Source organism: Acidovorax sp. 56 (assembly GCF_002749705.1).
Taxonomy (GTDB): domain Bacteria; phylum Pseudomonadota; class Gammaproteobacteria; order Burkholderiales; family Burkholderiaceae_C; genus Acidovorax.
This window is the reverse complement of record NZ_PEEV01000001.1, coordinates 3,180,860-3,199,294: the sequence shown is the minus strand read 5'-3', so window position 1 is coordinate 3,199,294 and position 18,435 is coordinate 3,180,860. Positions and strand designations below refer to the sequence as shown.

At 66.1% G+C, this 18,435-nt stretch carries 10 protein-coding genes and 1 pseudogene; all 11 read left to right on the top strand.

The window, feature by feature from the left end; genetic code table 11:
- Positions 1–154 precede the first annotated feature (154 nt).
- A complete protein-coding gene (locus CLU88_RS14205) occupies positions 155–3,823 on the top strand; it encodes an IPTL-CTERM sorting domain-containing protein (protein WP_158235605.1) in 3,669 nt (1,222 codons plus the stop codon).
- Between the two features lie 203 nt (positions 3,824–4,026).
- Positions 4,027–5,088, top strand: a complete 1,062-nt coding sequence (locus CLU88_RS14200) for a helix-turn-helix domain-containing protein (RefSeq protein ID WP_099658881.1) — start codon at positions 4,027–4,029, stop codon at positions 5,086–5,088.
- Positions 5,089–5,355: 267 nt separating this feature from the next.
- On the top strand, positions 5,356–6,096 hold the full coding sequence (locus CLU88_RS14195) for a choice-of-anchor U domain-containing protein (protein WP_143226009.1): 741 nt from the start codon (positions 5,356–5,358) through the stop codon (positions 6,094–6,096).
- Positions 6,097–6,268: 172 nt separating this feature from the next.
- A complete protein-coding gene (locus tag CLU88_RS14190; RefSeq protein ID WP_099657147.1) occupies positions 6,269–7,468 on the top strand; it encodes an MFS transporter in 1,200 nt (399 codons plus the stop codon).
- Between the two features lie 102 nt (positions 7,469–7,570).
- Positions 7,571–8,130 (top strand): annotated as a pseudogene (ssb, locus tag CLU88_RS14185) (single-stranded DNA-binding protein).
- Between the two features lie 136 nt (positions 8,131–8,266).
- A complete protein-coding gene (locus tag CLU88_RS14180) occupies positions 8,267–9,415 on the top strand; it encodes a VWA domain-containing protein (RefSeq protein ID WP_099657146.1) in 1,149 nt (382 codons plus the stop codon).
- Positions 9,416–9,439: 24 nt separating this feature from the next.
- Positions 9,440–11,572: an SWIM zinc finger family protein gene (locus tag CLU88_RS14175; protein WP_099657145.1), complete on the top strand. Its 2,133-nt coding sequence runs from the start codon at positions 9,440–9,442 to the stop codon at positions 11,570–11,572.
- 200 nt (positions 11,573–11,772) lie between these two features.
- Positions 11,773–15,582 (top strand): DUF4132 domain-containing protein, encoded by a 3,810-nt coding sequence (locus CLU88_RS14170; RefSeq protein ID WP_099658880.1) that lies wholly within the window; start codon positions 11,773–11,775, stop codon positions 15,580–15,582.
- 236 nt (positions 15,583–15,818) lie between these two features.
- Positions 15,819–16,388, top strand: coding sequence for a hypothetical protein (locus CLU88_RS14165; RefSeq protein WP_099657144.1), 570 nt, complete (start codon positions 15,819–15,821; stop codon positions 16,386–16,388).
- A gap of 79 nt (positions 16,389–16,467) precedes the next feature.
- Entirely contained in the window at positions 16,468–17,181 is a 714-nt protein-coding gene (locus CLU88_RS14160; RefSeq protein ID WP_099657143.1) for a Bax inhibitor-1 family protein, read from the top strand.
- Between the two features lie 131 nt (positions 17,182–17,312).
- Positions 17,313–18,431 (top strand): AAA family ATPase, encoded by a 1,119-nt coding sequence (locus CLU88_RS14155; RefSeq protein WP_099657142.1) that lies wholly within the window; start codon positions 17,313–17,315, stop codon positions 18,429–18,431.
- Positions 18,432–18,435 lie beyond the last annotated feature (4 nt).

The window sequence follows — 18,435 nt, the reverse complement described above, 5'->3', positions numbered from 1 at the left end:
CTCTGGATTCGCGCGCCTGGCGCATTGCAAAAAACAAATTGCAGCTTGACCCTGCCTTTGCTAGCGTAACGACTTTATGCAAAAACAAGGTCTATAGACCTGATCGCCCCAACAACGGCCCTTGCTCGGGCTTGCTTCTTATGTCTGAACAATGGTGAAATTTTCTTTTCTTCCCTGGGGCTGGATCCCCACCACCGTAGCGCTCACCGGTGCCTTGCTGTGCGGCGTTAGCTACGCCGCAGCGCCCACGTATGAAACCTTTGATGGGTATGTCCTCAGCAGTGGCTTGACCGAATTAGTCAGCCATCCTTTAGTCTTCAATGGCTGGAACTTCTCGGTGCTCCGTGCAGATGGCAACGTTGAGACGAATGCCCAGTTGTATGTCACCAATGAAACCATCGTCTCCGTGCTGGCGAATTTCACTGACAAAGCACTCATCATGGATGGGGCCATCAGCGCATCTGCCGCTGCCTTGGTGCTGAAGGCCGACAACGGCGAAAAATTCAAATTCAACAGCATCACCGTTGAAGACTACTCCAGCAGCAGCCTGTTTTTCCGCATCGAGGGTTTTCGTGACGGCGCTGCCGTCACAGGGGCCAGCCAGAATTTCACGGCGCCTGCGTATCAATCTACTGCCGGAGGCCTCATCGTCTCGGTCTCTGGCACCGCCTGGAATTACGTCGACGAAATTCGGCTCGTTTTGCAAAGTAACGGCCTCGGCGTCGCCTTGGCCATGGACGACATTAACGTCTCCGCCGCCATTCCCCCCGTCACCACCACCATCACCAGCGCGGCCCTGTCGGCCGACAGCGGTGCCTACAGCACCGACTTCATCACCAACGTGGCTGCGCAAACTCTCAGCGGCACCTTGTCGGCCAACCTCGCAACGGGCGAGACGGTATCTGTGTCCATCGACAACGGCGGTAGCTGGACGACGGCCACCGCCACCGTCGGGCAAAGCACCTGGTCGCTCACCGGCATCACCCTGGCCGGCAGCAACACCCTGAAAGTCAAGGTGGTCGACGCGGACGGTGCCAGTGGCCCGGTGTTTTCTCAAGCCTATGTGCTCGACACCACGGCCCCGACGACCACCTTCGGCGGCCTCGCTTTCAGTGCCGACACCGGCGTCAGCAGCAGCGACTTCATCACCAACACGGCCGCCCAAACCATCACCGCCACCCTGAGCAGCGCTGTGGCCGGAAGCGACACGGTCTACGGCTCGCTCGATGGTGGTGCAACCTGGACCGACATCACCAGCAAAGTCAGCGGCACCAGCCTGAGCTGGAACGGCGTGGTACTGGCCCCTGGCAGCAACACCCTGCAACTGAAGGTGGTCGATGTGGCCGGCAATAACGGCATTGTGCGCAGCCAAGCCTACACCTTGATGAGCTCCGCCCCCAACACCCCCAGCACGCCCGTGCTGGCCGTGGATACCGGCATCTCCAGCTCGGACCAACTCGTCAACCTGGCCACCCCCACCCTGCAAGGCACGGCCGACGCGGGTGCCACCGTCACCCTGTATGAAGGCGCGACACCCCGCGGCAGCACCACGGCCACCGGCGGGGTGTGGAGCCTGGCGGCCAGCGGCCTGGGCAGCGGCGCGCACACGCTCAACGCCCGCGCCAGCGATGTGGCGGGCAATGTCTCGGCCGCCTCGGCCAATGTCACCATCACCATCGACACCACAGCCCCCGCGGTGACCGCTGTGGCGGCGCCCGCCAACGGCACCTACCATGCGGGCGACACGCTGTACTTCACCGTGCAGCTGGACGAGCCTGTCTATGTGAGTACCAGCGGTGGTACGCCTCGCATCGCCCTCACCGTGGGCAGCACCACCCGCTATGCCGACTACGTGTCGGGCTCAGGCACCAGCGCCCTGCTGTTTGGCCACGCCGTGGTCACTGGCGACAGTGATAGTGACGGCATCACCGTCGGCGCCTTGGGCACCAACGGCGGCACCATGATCGATGCCGCAGGCAACGCAGCCAGCACCACGCTCAACAGCGTGGGCAGCACTGCCTCCGTGCTGGTCGACGCCCTGGTGCCCACCGTGGCCGGCGTCAGCGCTAGCACCGCCAATGGCAGCTACGGCGTGGGGCAAACCATCCTCATCACCCTCACCTTCAGCACGGCAGTCAACGTCAACACTGCCGGTGGCACCCCCACCCTGGCGCTCAACAGCGGCGGCGTAGCCACCTATACCAGCGGCTCTGGCACCAACACGCTCACCTTCACCTACACCGTGGGCGCCAGCCAAAACAGTGCTGATTTGGACTACACCAGCACCAGCGCACTGGCCCTGAATGGCGCCACAGTGACAGAAACCGGGGGCGCGCATCAAGCCGCTTCGCTCACGCTGGCAACCCCTGGCACCGCAGGCTCTTTGGGGGCCAACAAGAACATCGTGATCGATACCACGGCCCCTACCACCAGCGTGGCCTCGGCATCCTTTTCGGCCGATACGGGCAGCAGCAGCACGGACTTCATCACCAAAACGGCAGCCCAAACGATCAGCGGCACCTTGTCGGCCAATCTTGCGGCAGGAGAGTCGGTGTGGGTGTCTTTGGACAACGGCGCTTCTTGGGTTGGTGCTACGGCGACTGCGGGGAGCAACACATGGTCATTGTCTGGCGCGACGCTGATGGGCAGCAATACGCTGAAGGTTCGTCTGCAAGATGCCGCCGGCAATGCAGGTGCGGTCTTGTCTCAGGCCTACGTGCTGGACACCACGCCCCCCGCAACCCCTGCGGTGAACTCGCTGAGCGTGCATAGCGTTACCCCTACGCTGACAGGCACTGCCACGCTGTCGGCGGGCGAGGTGCTGACGGTGGGTGTCGGTGGCGCCACTTACCAAGTCGTCCCGGTTGCAGGCAACTGGAGCCTGAACCTGGCTTTGGCCAGCCCCTTGAGCGGAACCCTGGCACTGAGCTACAGCACCACTTACAGCGTGACCGCCACAGCCACCGACTTGGCGGGCAATGCCGCTGTGGACGTGACGTCCAACGAACTGGCCATCGGCACCGCGCCTGCGTTGCCGGATGCGCCCGCCTTCACCTCGGTCACGGCTGCAGACCGCTCTGTGACAATTGTCTGGAGTGTGCCTGCCGCCAACAACAGCGCTATCTCTGCCTATGAGGTGACGGGCAGCCCTTCGGGCTCTTGCGCCGTCAATAACGGAACCACCACCACTTGCATCATTGGCGGGCTAACGAACGGGACCAGCTACACCTTCAGAGTGCGGGCCACCAATGGCGTGGGCAACAGTGTGTTATCTGCTCCTTCGGCGGCTGTTGTGCCCAGGCTGCTGGAGGTCACTTCGCCAGCGCCCGGCATGACGGGCACGGCCAAGGCCACACTCAGCGGCGGCGGCAGCGCCTGCACCTTGGCGCCGTCCAGCGGATTTGCGGGCTTGTCGCATCCAGCCCCCGCAGGCAAAACCATGCCGTATGGCGAATACGCCTACCGCGCCACCGACTGCGCTACCTCGGTGACCATGACCCTGGAATACCCGGAGCCTCTGCCAACGGGCATCCAGTTTTGGAAATACGGCCCAGCGACGGCTGGTGCCACGGCGTTTGAATGGTTTCAACTGAGCGGCGTATCGGTCAGTCCAGACCGTCGCACGGTGACCTACACCATCCTCGACAACGGTGTGGGCGACTCTGACGCTGCTGTGGGCAGCATCGTGGACCCGATTGCGCCAATGTTGGGGCCAGTGGACCCTGCCGGCATTCCGGTGGACAACCCCTGGGCCCTGGCGTTGCTGTCAACTATGTTGGGTATGTTTGCCTGGCGCAGGCAGCGGAACGCGGCCTGCGTTTGAGGGTGGTGGAGCAATTCACCCGATCAGATTGCTCCTAAATAGATAGCTTCTAGCGGCTGTAAATAAAGCGCTAGAAGCTATTTTTACTTCAAACGCTGTGGGTGAGCCGTTGAGGTAGGCGCAGGCTGGTTTGTGGCCCTTTGGCATGCCCCGTGGCCCAAGCCCTGCGCGCCGGGCTGGGGGGCCACATAATCTGCCCCGCCATGACATCGCCCCAGCCATTGCCCTCCACCGTTTTCAAAACCGACCAATCGGACGGTGAAGAACGCTTTGAAGCCTGGCGTCAGAGCATTTCCGTGGTGTTCGACGTGGCGCCGCTCACGCCGCATGCTGTGGAGGGGTTTGATGCCTCGGTGCAGGCCACGCACTTGGGGATGTTGCTGTTGGGCGATCTGCATTTCAGCGGGCAGCAGTTTTCGCGGCAGCGGGCGCGGGTGGCGCGGGATGGGTTGGACCACTACCTGGTGCAGTGGTACCGCGGGGGCGGGTTTGTGGGGCAGTACGACGATGGCAAGGACATCGAGGTGCGCGCGGGCGACATCACGGTGCTGGACTTGTCGCGCACATTGCGCACCTTTGCCCAGCCTTCGCATGTGATGTCGCTCATCGTGCCCCGCGCGTTGGCCGATGAAGCCTTTGGCAGCCGTGCGCTGGACCTGCACGGAACGGTGCTGCGCACCGAGACGCCGCTGGGCGGTTTGTTCAGTGACCACCTTTTGTCTTTGCAGCGGCGTTTGCCCGCCATTGCGCTGGAGGACGCGCCCCAGGTGGCGCGGGCCAGCGTGCAGATGCTGGCGGCCTGTGTGCGGCCCGGTGCCGACACGCAGGCCCATGCGCAGGAGGCTGTCCAGGGCGTGGCGCTGGAGCGCATCCAGCGCCACATTGCACGGCACCTGGGCACAGCGTTGAGCCCGGAGGGGCTGTGCAACGAGTTCGGCATTTCGCGCAGCGTGCTGTACCGGCTGTTTGAGCCCTTAGGGGGTGTCGCTCACTACGTACAGCAACGCCGGTTGTTGCAGTCGTTTCACACCTTGGTCAACCCGGCCAGCCGCCGCTTGCGGGTGGCCGAGGTGGCGGCCCGCACGGGTTTTGCAAGCAACGCGCATTTCAGCCGCGCGTTTCGGGCGGCGTTTGGCATGTCGCCCAGCGATGCCCGGGCCATGGCCCTGTCGGCGGCGTCAGCGGGGGCCATGGCCGATGTAGGCGCGCATCCACTGTCTTCGGTGGAATACGCCACCTGGCTGCGCAGCCTGAAGGCGCGATAAAGAGGGGCGGCGGCCCCTTGGCCCTGCAGACCTTCACATCCTTTTGCGCTCCACCGTCCCCTTCTGCCCGAGCGCGGCCCTTTCCATCAGGGCTGGGACGTTCAGTCAACAAAGCGCAAACGCACAGGCAAATCGTGCACAAGGCAGCCCCTAGCATCGGGTTGGGTTCCGTCTGGCGGAGTGCTTGCGCAATGGGCTGCAGGCTTTCTGGCGCCTGGCGGGCTTTACCTTTTGGGGCTGCCCGGGCCCCTGTTGATTGCATCGTCCATGCCCCGCAAGCACCTGCACCTGGCGGATTTCGCCTCACTTGCTGCTTTTTTGGCAGTGCGGGGGGGCGCTGCGCGTGCGGGGTTGGTGGCCTTGCTGGTGGTGCTGTGCCCGTGGGCCTGCGCCAAGGGCAAGGAAGCCTCTGCCGAAGCGGCGCTGGAGGCGGGGGCCACAGTGGCCCTGGTGGCCGATGCAGCATCCACACCGGCGCGCAAAACCCTCTCGGGCGGTCTGGATGGGATGCAAGGCGAGGCCGTGGTGACTTTGCTGGGCGGTGGGGCGGACTGTGCGCTCGAGCCCGGGGGTGGCTTTGGCCAGGCACCGGAGCCCGAGCCCAAAGGGGTGCGCATGCCCTACGGTGTGCTGGCGTTCAGCGCCTCGGGCTGCACGGGCAGCATCACGGTGCAGCTCACTTACCCTGAGCCCTTGCCGCCCACGGCCCAGTTGTGGAAGCTGGGCCCAGCCACCCAGGGCGCCACCACCTCCACCTGGTTTGCCTGGAACGGTGCGCAGTTCAGTGCCGACCGCCGCACCGTGACCTACACCGTGCAAGACAACGGCGTGGGGGATTCAGACCCCGCGGTGGGCCGCATTCGCGACCCCGCCACCGTGGCGCTGGTGCCTTTGGTGGCGGTGCCCTTGTTGGCCGACACCACCTGGGCCCTGTGGGTGGCGGCGGTGATTCTGGGGCTCATGGTGTGGCTGGACATGCGCAGCCGGCCACGCATCACAGGCCGGTGACCGGTTCTTGAGGGGTGCATTGGTCCCCATCGTGCCCAAGCTCGGGCGGCATGGCCGCCAATCGGTGAGAATCCCCCTTTGCTTTATTTGGCCTGAGTGCACCACCGTGCCGGATTCTTCCCCTTCCCTGTCGGATGCCACGGCAGCCCGATCGACCCCTTCCCCTGAGCGCATGACCCCGCTGGAGCGCCGCTCCAGCGTCAGCCTGGCGCTGATTTTTGCTTTGCGCATGCTGGGCCTGTTTCTGGTGCTGCCCGTGTTTGCGCTGGAGGCCCGCAAGTACCCCGGCGGCGATGACCCCGCGCTGGTGGGGCTGGCCATGGGCATCTACGGCCTGACCCAGGCGGTGCTGCAGCTGCCACTGGGCATGGCGTCCGACCGCTTTGGCCGCAAGCGCGTGATTGTGCTGGGCCTGCTGGTGTTTGCCGCAGGCAGTTTGCTGGCGGCGCTGGCAGATTCGTTGACGGGTCTGCTGCTGGGCCGCGCTTTGCAAGGGGCGGGGGCGGTGTCGGCCGCCGTCACGGCCTTGCTGGCCGACCAGACGCGCGACGTAGTGCGCACCAAGGCCATGGCGTTGGTGGGCGGCAGCATTGGCCTGATGTTTGCGGTGGCCCTGGTGGCCGCGCCCGTGCTCACGGCGGCCGTGGGCCTGCCGGGTTTGTTTGGGCTGACTTGCCTGCTGGCCTTGGCGGGCGTGGCTGTGGTGCTGTGGTGGGTGCCGCCCGAGCCCGCACACCTGAAGAACGCCCCCCGTGGCCGCCTGGCCGATGTGTGGGCGCACCCCGATTTGCTGCGCCTGAACCTGGGCGTGTTCGTGCTGCACACCGTGCAGTTGTCGATGTGGGTGGCGGTGCCTGCCATGTTGGTGCAGGCTGGGCTGGGCAAAGACCACCATTGGCAGGTGTACCTGCCAGCCGTGGTGCTGTCGTTTGTGGCCATGGGCGGGCTGTTTGCGCTAGAGCGCAAGGGCCACCTGCGTGCGGCCCTGCTGGGCGCCATTGGCTTGGTGCTGGCGGTGCAGGTGGGGCTGGGGGCTCTGGCGGCCAGTGGCGCTGCGCCTTCGCTGTGGGTCTTGGGGCCACTGATGTTTGTGTTTTTTTGCGGGTTCAACGCGCTGGAGGCCAGCCAGCCCAGCCTGGTCTCGCGCATGGCCCCGCCCCAGGTGCGGGGGGCGGCGCTGGGCAGCTACAACACGCTGCAGTCCATGGGGCTGTTTGCCGGTGGCGCACTGGGCGGTGCCTTGGTCAAGTGGGTGGGCCCCACAGGTTTGTTCGCGGCTACCACCTTGCTGATGATGCTATGGCTGGCCGTTTCCTGGAAGTTGAAGCCTATCGGCCGCCATGATGCGGGTGGTGCCTCTGCGGGACATTGAAGTCGCGCGCGTGTCCGGTCAGGAGTCGGTTGCGGCACAATGGCGCGTTTGGCGCGCGGAAACTTCCCTAAATCCGGCGCTGTTTTAAGTGAAAGCACAGCCATGGCATCCATCAACAAAGTCATCATCGTCGGCAACCTGGGCCGTGACCCTGAAATGCGCACCTTCCCCAGTGGCGATCAGGTGGCCAACGTGACCATTGCCACCACCGACAAGTGGAAAGACAAGCAGACCGGCGAAATGAAAGAGGCCACCGAGTGGCACCGCGTGGTCTTTAACGGCCGTCTGGCTGAAATCGTAGGCCAGTACCTGCGCAAGGGCTCGCAGGTGTACGTGGAAGGCAGTCTGCGCACCCGCAAGTGGACCGACCAGGCCGGCGTTGAAAAGTACAGCACCGAAATCCGCGCCGACCAGATGCAAATGCTGGGTGGCCGCCAAGGCATGGGCGGCCAAGGTGGCGGCCAGCAAGGCGGTGGCTATGACGACGGCGGCTACGGCGGTGGCGGCGACCAAGGCGGCGGTTACGACCAAGCCCCCCGCCGCGCAGCGCCAGCGCCACGCCCCATGGCCGCACCGGCCCCGCGCCCCGCGCCAGCACCCGTGGCGCAGCCCCCCGCGCGGCTTCGGGCTTTGATGACATGGACGACGACATTCCGTTCTGACCCCTGGCAGCGTGCATGCCCGCACACCACCGCAAGCCTGCCCGCATCCGCGCTGGCAGGCTTTTTTGTGGGCCTGGGCGCCTTGTGCGTTCACGCCCCTCGTTGGTATGGTTGATCCAGACACCGCGTTTCCTGCATGACCGCTCCGCCCCATTTGCCCGCATCTGAGGACGCACTGCGCCGCTGGCGGCTCATTTTGGGCCGCTACGCCGCGCGGCCCATGGGGGGCGTGGGCATGCAGGGCGAGGACTGGAAGCTCGACCAGGCGCTGGAATACCTGTACGGGCGTGAATACGATGGCCGGGGCCTGGCCAAACCTGCGGGTGGCCCAGGCTCGCTGGACCCTACCCAGTTGCGCGCCATTGACTGGCTCAACCGCTCGCGCAAGCTGTTTCCGCAAGAGGTGTTTGAGCGCATGCAGACGCAGGCGATCGACCGCTACCAGCTCACCAGCTTGCTCAACGACCCCGAGGTGCTGCGCTCGATGGACGCCACGCCCGGCCTGGCCAAGGCCCTGCTGGGCATGCGCGGGCGCCTGTCGGGGCAGATGCGCGATGCCGTGCGCGATGTGATCCGCAAGACGGTGGACGAGATCACCCGCCGCCTCAAAAGCGACTTTGTGAACGCGCTGGTGGGCCGTCGCAATCGGCAGCGTCGCTCGCTGGTGCCCAACGCCCAGAGCTTCGATGCGCGTGCCACCATTGCCGCCAACCTCAAAAATTACAGTGCCGAGCGTGGTCAGCTCATCATCGAGCGGCCGCTGTTCAATGCCCGCGTCAAGCGCAACCTGCCCTGGGACGTGGTGCTGTGCGTGGACCAGAGCGGCTCGATGATGGACTCGGTGATCTACAGCGCCGTGGTGGCGGGCATCATGAGTTCGCTGCCCGCTGTGCGCGTGAAGCTGGTGGTGTTTGACACCAGCGTGGTGGACCTGACCCACCTGGCGCACGACCCGGTGGAGGTGCTGCTCACGGTGCAACTGGGCGGTGGCACCGACATCGGCCGCGCCGTGCGCTACTGCGAGTCGCTCATCGGCAACCCGCAGCGCACGGTGTTCACGCTCATCAGCGACTTTGAAGAAGGTGCCTCGCCCGGCCCCTTGCTGGCCGCCGTGCAGCGCATGGCGCAGGCGCGCGTCAAGCTGCTGGGGCTGGCCGCGCTGGACGAATCGGCCAACCCCGTGTACGACCGGCAAATGGCCCAGCGCCTGGCCAGCCAGGGCATGCACGTGGCAGCCCTCACGCCGACCCACTTTGCGCAGTGGCTGGCCGAGGTGATGAACTGAAGTGCCTGAGTTGACTGAAGCCCCATGACCTGGACCCACGCCTATCGCGCCTACGACGACGACACCTTGGCCACGCTGGCCAATGCGGGCCTGCTGCGCCGCGCCGCCAAAGACGTGGAGGCGGGCAAAGTGCAGTGGCAGCGCCAGGGCGACACCGATGGCGTGGTGCAGGCCGATGGCCAACAGGTGCTACTGGACGCGCGCGGCCCCCAGAAGGCGCAGTGCGACTGCCCGGCGCCCGGCCTGTGCAAGCACATTCTGGCGGCAGCGCTGTGGCTGCGTGCGCTGCCGGATGGAGGCCCTGACGCCACCCTACCCGAAACCGTCCCCGCCAACGCGGCTGCCCTGGAGGTCAACGCTGACGCCTCCGCGCAACCGCCCCCTGCGGCGCAGGCCGACCCCTTGGCAGAAGTGCTAGCGCTGGACTCCGCCGTGCTCTTCAAAGCCGCCGGTGTGGCCGCGCAGCGGCGGGCCTTGCAGGCTTTGCCCTGCGGGGTGGAGTGGCGCGTGCAAGGCAGCGCGCTGGTGATGGATTTGCCCGCCCTGGGCGTGAGCTGCCGCTGGGTGGCCGGGGCCGGGTTTGACGGCATGGTGTCCGAGGTGCCCGCGCGGGAGCGGCGCGCTGTGCACCTGATCGCCCTGGCCGCCGTGCGCAGTGCTGCAGGGCAGCCTCTGGTGTGGCCCGATGGGCAAGCGCCCCAGGCGGCACCCGCCACCGAGGCGCCACGCCCCCTGGGCATTGGCGAGCGGGCCTTCGTGCAGCAGGTGCAAACGCTGCTGGGCGAGCTGCTGCGCAGCGGCTTGGCGCACGTGAGCCGCCTGTCGAGCGCGCAGCTGCTGGCGCTGAATATGTCGGCCCGGGGCGAGGGCCTGCCGCGCCTGGCGGCACTGCTGCGCAACCTGGCCGGCATGGTCGACGCTCTGGAGCGGCGTGACCACCGCACGCTGGAGGCCGACGCACTGGCCCTGATGGCCCGCACGCATGCCCTGTGCGTGGCGCTGTGCGCCCCCGAGGCGACGCCCGACACCCTGGCGCTGCTGCGTGGGCGTGTGCGGCGTGATTTTGACGAGACCGCCACGCTGGCCCTGCTGCCGCTGGGGGCCTACTGGTGGCAAACGCTGGGCGGTGCGCGCGGCCTGACCCTGGGGCTGTGGGATGTGGACGGCCAACGCCTGCTGCAGGCCACACTGGCGCGCCCCGATGGCAGCGACCCGGGGTTTTCTCGCCACGCCGCCTGGGCCACGCTGGCCATTTGGCCCGGTGCCGGGGCAGCGCACCAGCTGTGCCAGGCGCCGTTGCAGCTAGAGCAGCCCCGCTTGGCCGACGATGGCCGCCTGGCCGTGGGCGGCGCCAGCCGCGCCAGTGCCGCCCCCGCCTGGCGGGCCGACGACCCGCGCCTGGCCACGCTGGGCTGTGGCCGCTGGGCTGACTTGCGCGGGCCGCTGCAGGCCGCCACCGGCCTGGGCGGTGAGCCGGTGGACATGCTGCTGCTGCGCCCCAGTCGCACCCACGCCCCAGTGCTGGACGAGACCCGCCAGCAGTTGCACTGGGCATTGCAGGACGAGGCGGGCCAGTGGCTGCGCCTGACCGTTCCCGTCAGCGACGAGACCGCGCTGCGCCTCGATAACCTGGACCGCCTCACCGCCCGGCAGGCCCCTGTCCATGCCGTGCTGGTGCGTGTGGAGCGCACCGGGGCCGAGACCTTGCTGGTGCCCGTGGCGGTGCTCAGCAGCGGCGTGTCTGCGGGTTCTTCCGGCGATGCGGTGCAAGCCGTGTCGCTGGACTTTGCCACCGAGCCCGCGCGCCCCACGCCGCTGGCGCAGCGCATCTTGCGGCTGATGCAGTGGCGCAAAGAGCAGCAGGCCGCCCCGGCGCTGGCCCAGCCCACGCTGGCCCAGCGCCTGCTGCAGCCGGTGATGACCGTGCTGGAGACCCAGGCCGCCACGGGCCGCATGGCGCTGACCGATGCGCAGCGCGATGCCCTGGTGCAGGCGCGCGCTGCGCTGGCCTCGGTGGGCCTGCGTACGCTGGATGCCGCCTTGCACACCCATCTGCACGCGCCCAGCAGCCACAGCCTGCTGCCACTGGCCTGTCTGGCGCAGTGGACTTTGGAGTTGGACGGCCTGCCTTTGTGTGCCGAATTCGATACGCCTTGATACACATCCGAGCGGCAAATGCGGCGAGCGTGCGACATATGCCACACCGGGCCCACGCAACCCGCCTGAGAAGGGGCCGCACCCCTTGAATCGCCACCGTCTGCTGCCAGAATGCTCGGTTTTTACGCTGAGGCTTTTTGACGGAGCCTCTTTGACGGGGCTCTTGGCGCCCCTGTGCACACAACCTACAAGGGATGCCCATGGGATTGCTCGACAAGATGGTGAAAGCCGTGCTGGGATCGACCACCAGCGATGCGGGTGCATTGACTGCCAGCCAGGTGAACCTGCTGCGCCAGGCCATGGAGCCGCTGGGCACCCTCTCGGCCCCCCGTGTGGCCGAGCGCGCGCTGGCATTCATCACCGAGGGCACTGAAGAAGGCGTGCTGCAGGACCTGGCTTCCGTCACCCCGTCCGAGGTCAGCAGCAACCTGCTGGGCCAGCCCGGCCGCCTGCGCTGGGGTTTCCATGCCGGGCATGGTGGCAAGTCGCAAAGTGCGGGCGACAAAAGCATGGCGGGCCGCGCCGCGTTTTACGACAGCGTGGCCACGCACCCGGTGCCGCTGGAGGTGATCGTGCGGCTGGGCAAGGTGCTGGCGGCGGGCGACCAGGGCAAGTCGCTGGACCACCCCGGCGCGCCCATTCCCGATTGGTTGCAATACCTCGTCAACGACGCGCTGCACGCCTCCTTTGGTGGGCACAGCAACCAACACGACCTGACCCAGCGGCGCGCCTGGCGCGTGCCCTTGTTCGCCCAGCTGTTGGCGCATGAGGGGTTGGACGAAACCCTGGTGCTGCAACTGGTGTTTGAGCGCAAGGGGCTCGACAGCTATTACTCCGACCGCTTTCGCGGACTGGTAGAACCCACCGAGGTGGCCGAGTACATGCGAGACCACCCCGAAGCCGTGCGGGCCTTGCTGCAGCAGCTGTCTGCCAGCGGCAAGGTGGAGCTGGCAAAGCGCATCGGGCAGGCCAAGAACCTGACCACGGCCTTTGCCCCCGAGCTTGTGGCCCTGGCGGTGGACGGCGCCAAGACCACGCGCGCCGAGGCCGTCAAACACCTCGAAGGCATTCCCACCGAAGACCGCCTGCGCCTGCTGGGCACCCTGTTGCGCGAAGGCGAAACCACCCAGCGCACGCAGGCGGCCGAGCTGTTGGCCCGCTGGCCCTCCGACACCACCGCGCCCTTGCTGGAGGCAGCGCTGGAGAGCGAAACCAGCAAGCCCGTGCAGCAAGCCATTCGTGCCGCCTTGAACCGCCTGGGTGCGGCCAGCGATGCGCAAGACCAAGCCCTGCCCCCCGCGCCCGAGTGGACGCCCTTTGCCGATGCGCCCCTGGGCGATGCGGCACTGCAGCTGTTTGAGGCCAACCGCAAGGAAGTGGTGGAGCGCGCCCGCAAGGCTGCAGAAGAAGAGATCCAAAGCAACAAGGACGCCAAGCACAAGTACACCTGGTGCCAGCAGCACTACGCCAAGCTGGGCAAGGTGAGCACCGAGGATCTGCAAGCGGCCCTGAAACTGCTGAACGGCGAAGGCGACAAGAAGGATGCGCAGCGCGTGCGCAACGGCGAAGTGGCCAACGTGGTGAGCGCTGGCAATCGCCTGTACACCTTGCCCGGCTTTGGCCCGGTGCACCTGGTGCGCTGGCTCACGGCCTCGCACCACTGGCGCAGCTTTTGGGCGGACGATGGGTTCCAGAAATGGCTGGGCCAGCAGCCCGCAGGCAGTGTGGACCTGCGTGCCCTGGCTGCGGTTTTCCAACGTGCAGGCCTGCCGCTGGAGGACGTGGCCCGCGCTGCGCTGTGCGACTACTGGAACACCCCGAACGCCGTGGATGTGCTGCCGCCCGAACAGATTTGGCCCTTCTTTGCCGAGCACCCCGAGTTCATCGACGAAGGCCTGGGCCTGGTGGCGCCGCCCAAGCGCGAACGTAACCACTGGCCGCTGGAGATGGGGGCCACGATGCGCGTGCTGGCCGTGTTTCCGTACATCCCGGCGCGCTGGATGCCGCGCCTGATGGAGCTGGCCCTGGGCGAGGGCAAGACCCACCGCCCACTGGCACAAAAGGCCTTGGCGGGCGTGCCCGACATTGGCCGCAGCGTGATCGACTCATTAGCCCACACCAAGAGCGAGGTGCGCATCGAAGCCGCCCGCTGGTTGGCCGACTTGAAGCACACCGCCGCAGTGCCCGCCCTGACCCAGGCGCTGGACAAAGAAAGCCGCGAAACCGTGCGCGCCGCCTTTTTGACGGCGCTGGAAGCGCTGGGCGAAGACATCGCGCCCCGTCTGGCCCCGGCGCTGCTGCTGGCCGAAGCAAAAAAAGGCCTCAAGGCCAAGCCCCCCGCAGGGCTGGCCTGGTTTGCAATGGAGGGCCTGCCCGCCGCCCGCTGGGCCGATGGCAGCGCGGTGGAGCCTGAGATCACCCGCTGGTGGGTGGTGCTGGCCTGCAAGCTCAAAGAGCCCGGGGGCAATGCCTTGCTCACCCGCTACATGGGGCTGCTGGACAGCGCCAGCCGCCAGGCGCTGGGCAGCACGGTGCTGCGCCAGTTCATCGCGCAAGACACGCGCCACCCGCCGCTGGAAGAAGGCATTGCCTACGCCAACCAGCACGCGGCGGGGCGTTACCAGAGCTACCAGCGCAGCTACCAGAACGCCAAGCCCGAATACCGCCAGTACTACGAAGCCAACTACGCCAAGTCGCAAGAGCAGGTGTTTGAGGAGTGCAAGCGCGAGAAGATGGGCGAGTACCTGGGCAGCGCCATCGGCGAAAAGGGCATCCTGGCCCTGGCCGCCCACGCGCCGGGACATGAACTGGTAACACTGCTGCAGCACTACATGCGCGATCACTACCAGCGCCGTGCGCAGATCGAAGCCATGCTCGAAGGCGCTGCGCCGGGCAATGATCCCTTGGTCATCCAACTGCTGCTGGGCCTGTCGCGCCGCTACCGCACGGCCTCGGTGCAAACCAAGGCCCGCACGCTGGTGCAAGAGATTGCCGACCGCAACGGCTGGACGCAAGAGCAACTGGCCGACCGCACCATCCCTACCGCCGGTCTGGACGACACTGGCACGCTGGCGCTGCCCTATGGCGACCGCACCTTCACCATGGTGCTGGACGCGGCCATGAAGCCCGAGCTGCGCAACCCCGAGGGCAAACCGATCAAGGCCCTGCCCGAGCCGCGCCAAAACGACGATCCCGCGCAGACCAAAGACACCAAGGCACAGCTGTCGTCCAGCAAGAAAGAGCTCAAGCAGGTCATTGACCTGCAGACCGCACGGCTGTTTGAGGCCATGTGCACCGGCCGCGTCTGGCCGCAGGCCGAGTGGACGGAATACCTGCAGGCCCACCCCATCGCCGGGCGGCTGATTCAGCGCCTGGTGTGGATGGAGCTGGACGCGCAAGGGCAGTGCCTGCAAACCTTCCGCCCCACCGAGGACGGCAGCCTGATCAACACCGACGACGATGAAGTGGCCCTGGCGGGCGGCAGCGCGCTGCGCCTGGCCCATGCCTCGTTGCTGGACGATGCGCAGGCCAGCGCCTGGACGGCGCACTTCAAGGACTACAAGCTCACGCCCCTGTTTGCGCAGATGGCCCGCAAGGCGCCGGACATCGCGTTTGCCGACGACAAGGGCGTTGCGGTGCGCGAGATCAAGGACCGTGAGGGCTGGGTGAGCGACACCTTCACACTGCGCGGCACCTTCATCAAGCTGGGCTACCAGCGCGCACAAGCCGAAGACGGCGGCTTCTTCAGCCAGTACACCAAAGAGTTTGCGAGCGTGGGCGTGCGGGTGGTGATGGAGTTCTCAGGCAACTGCCTGCCTGAAGAGAACGTGGCTGCGGCCCTCAAGACCCTGAGCTTTGAAAACAGCAAGCAACGCGGCTGGGGCGACCACAGCCTGCCCCTGGCCGAAGTGCCGCCCGTGCTGCTGGCCGAAGCCTACGGCGACTACTTAGCCGTGGCCAAAGTGTGCGCTGGCTACGATGCCGATTGGGAGAAGAAGATGCCTTGGTAACGCGGTGCCATGGGGCGTCCAGGGCGGGCCCGGTAGCTTTTACACCGGCCTGCGGCGGGCCTACCCCCCCACTTTGTCCAGTGCGGTGCGCTGGCCACACCGCGTGCAATTTTTGACAACAACAGCGGCCAATTCGAAGATCATCACGGCCTTGCCCGTGCATTGCCTTTGAAAGCCGGGCAGCTGTTTTCGACGTTTTTTATTCACCACCAAAGAAAGAAGAGAGAGGGATTGCCATGGGATTCATTCGCAAGATTCTGATTTTCATCACCGGCTATGCATGGCTGCTGCTGTTGCTGGGCCCTGGTCTGATTGCCATGTCGGTGTATAGCGGCTGGAAGGCCGATGGCGACCACGCCTTCACGGCCCGCGAAAAGCTCACCACCGTGACCGGCAAAGTGGTGGAAGCCTCGGAAGTGACCGTCAAGCGCAAGCGCCGCTCCACCAAGCACTACTACCAGATCAATGTGCAACCCGATGCGGGCGGTGAGGTGCAAAAGCTGCGCATCGACCAAACCACGCCCAAGGCGCTGGTGAGCGCCATGATCGAAGAGAAGGTGACGGCGCTGGTCGACAAGAGCGACAACGACGTGGTGTACGAAGTGACGGTGAACGGCCAGGCCCTGATCGCCTACGAAACCACCAAGCAGCGCCTGGTGGCCGAGGCCGCGTCTTCTGCCAAGTCGATGAGCGGCGCAGGAATGTGGATTTTTGCCATCTTCCTCACACTGATTGGTGCCGCAGGTGTGTGGTCCAATCGTAAACTGCGCGCTGCCGACGAAGAAGCGCAAGCCGCAGCGGCCTGAGATTCAAAGAGAGAGGGGGAGGAGGTGCACACCTGTGCACCGGCTCCCACATTGCCAACCACCCAAGGAGGAATCAACCATGAACCCTAACGTACTCACCCCCGACGCACCCGAAGGTGCCCCGTTTGAGCGGCGCGACTTCATCGTCTCGACCTACAAGCACCTGGGCGCCGCCATCCTGGCGTTCGTGCTGCTGTCGGCCGTGCTGATGATGACGGGCTTCTCTGGCACCGCTGCCAAGATGCTGCTGGGCAGCGGCAACAAGTTCCTGTGGTTGGGCGTCATGGGCGCCTTCATGCTGGTGGGCTGGCTGGCTTCGCACCTGGCCGACAACTCTGAAAACCCCCAAACCCAGCTGATGGGCTTGGGCCTGTATGTGCTGGCCGAAGGCCTGATCTTCGCGCCCATGTTCGGCATCGCACAGATCGTGGCCCCTGGCGCCATCGGTGCTGCGGCCTTCATCACGCTGCTGCTGGTGGGCGCGCTGACGTGGACCGCCTTCACCTCCAAGACCGACTTTTCCTTCCTGGGCGGCACGCTCAAGGTGGTGGGCTTGGTGGCGCTGGGCACCATCATTGCCGGTGCCATTTTCGGCTTCAAGCTGGGCATCTGGTTCTCGGGCCTGATGGTCGCGTTTGCTGGCGCTTGCGTGCTGTATGACACCTCCAAGATCATCCGCGACTACCCCGTGGACCGTCCTGCCGGTGCCGCCCTGCACCTGTTTGCCTCCATCGCGCTGATGCTCTGGTACGTGCTGCGCATCCTGATCAGCCTGGCCACCAACGACGATTGATCGTACCCCGCTGTGCCAACCAAGCCGGAGCCCACCACGCTCCGGCTTTTTTCATGGTGTTGCCTGTTTGATGTAAAAAGTGGTTCTAGCGCTTGATTGATAAGCGCAAGCAGCTCTTGATTTGATAGCAAATGACCGCCTCTGCCCCCACCCCCGCGCAGGCTGTGCGCCTGGCCCCTGAACACCGCTTTGCCGACGAGCTGGCCCGCCTGGCCGCTGCCGACACCCATGCCCGCCCACCGGGCTGGCGCCTGTCGCCGCGCGCGGTGCGGCAGTTCATCCTGGGGGATGCGGGGCTGAAGGTCAGCCAGAAGTTCTTTGGCGACGATGCGCTGGTCGATCGCGCCATCGTCACCCTCATGGGCCACCAGGGCCTGATGCTGGTAGGTGAGCCGGGCACGGCCAAGTCGCTGTTGTCCGAGCTGCTGGCCGCTGCCATCAGCGGCGACTCGGGCCTCACCGTGCAGGGCACCGCAGGCACCACCGAGGACCACATCAAATACAGCTGGAACTACGCCCTGCTGCTGGCTGAAGGCCCTAGCCAGCGCGCGCTGGTGCCCTCGCCCGTGTACCGCGCCATGCAGGCCGGGCAGATCGTGCGGTTTGAAGAAATCACCCGCTGCCCGCCCGAGATCCAGGACGTGCTCATCTCGCTGATGAGCGACAAGCAACTCATCGTGCCCGAGTTGGCCAAGGACGAGAAAGACGGTGCGCGCCTGTTTGCGCAGCGCGGCTTCAACATCATCGCCACCGCCAACCTGCGCGACCGGGGCGTGCACGAGATGTCGTCCGCGCTCAAGCGCCGTTTCAACTTTGAAACCGTGCGCCCCATCCGCGACCACCAGTTTGAGGTCGATTTGGTAATGGCCCAATTGCAGCGCGAGCTGGCGGGCACCGAGGCCCCCGTGCAGGTGCCACGCGACGTGGTGGGCTTGCTCGTCACCACCTTCCAAGAGCTGCGCGCCGGCCAGACGCAAGAGGGCACGGCCATCAAGGGGCTCGACGCGGTGATGTCCACCGCCGAGGCCGTGAACGTGGCCTACGCCGCCGCGCTGCAGGCCCGGCACTTCAACGGCGGCGAGCTGACGCCGCGCGAAATCGCTGGCCAGCTGCAAGGCGTGGTGCTCAAAGACAGCCTGGACGACGCCAAGCGCGTGCGCCACTACTTTGACACCGTGGTGCGCGAGCGCGCCCGCCGCGACGCGCTGTGGAAGAGCTTTCACGACGCCGCCCGCAGCCTGTGGCAATGAGCGT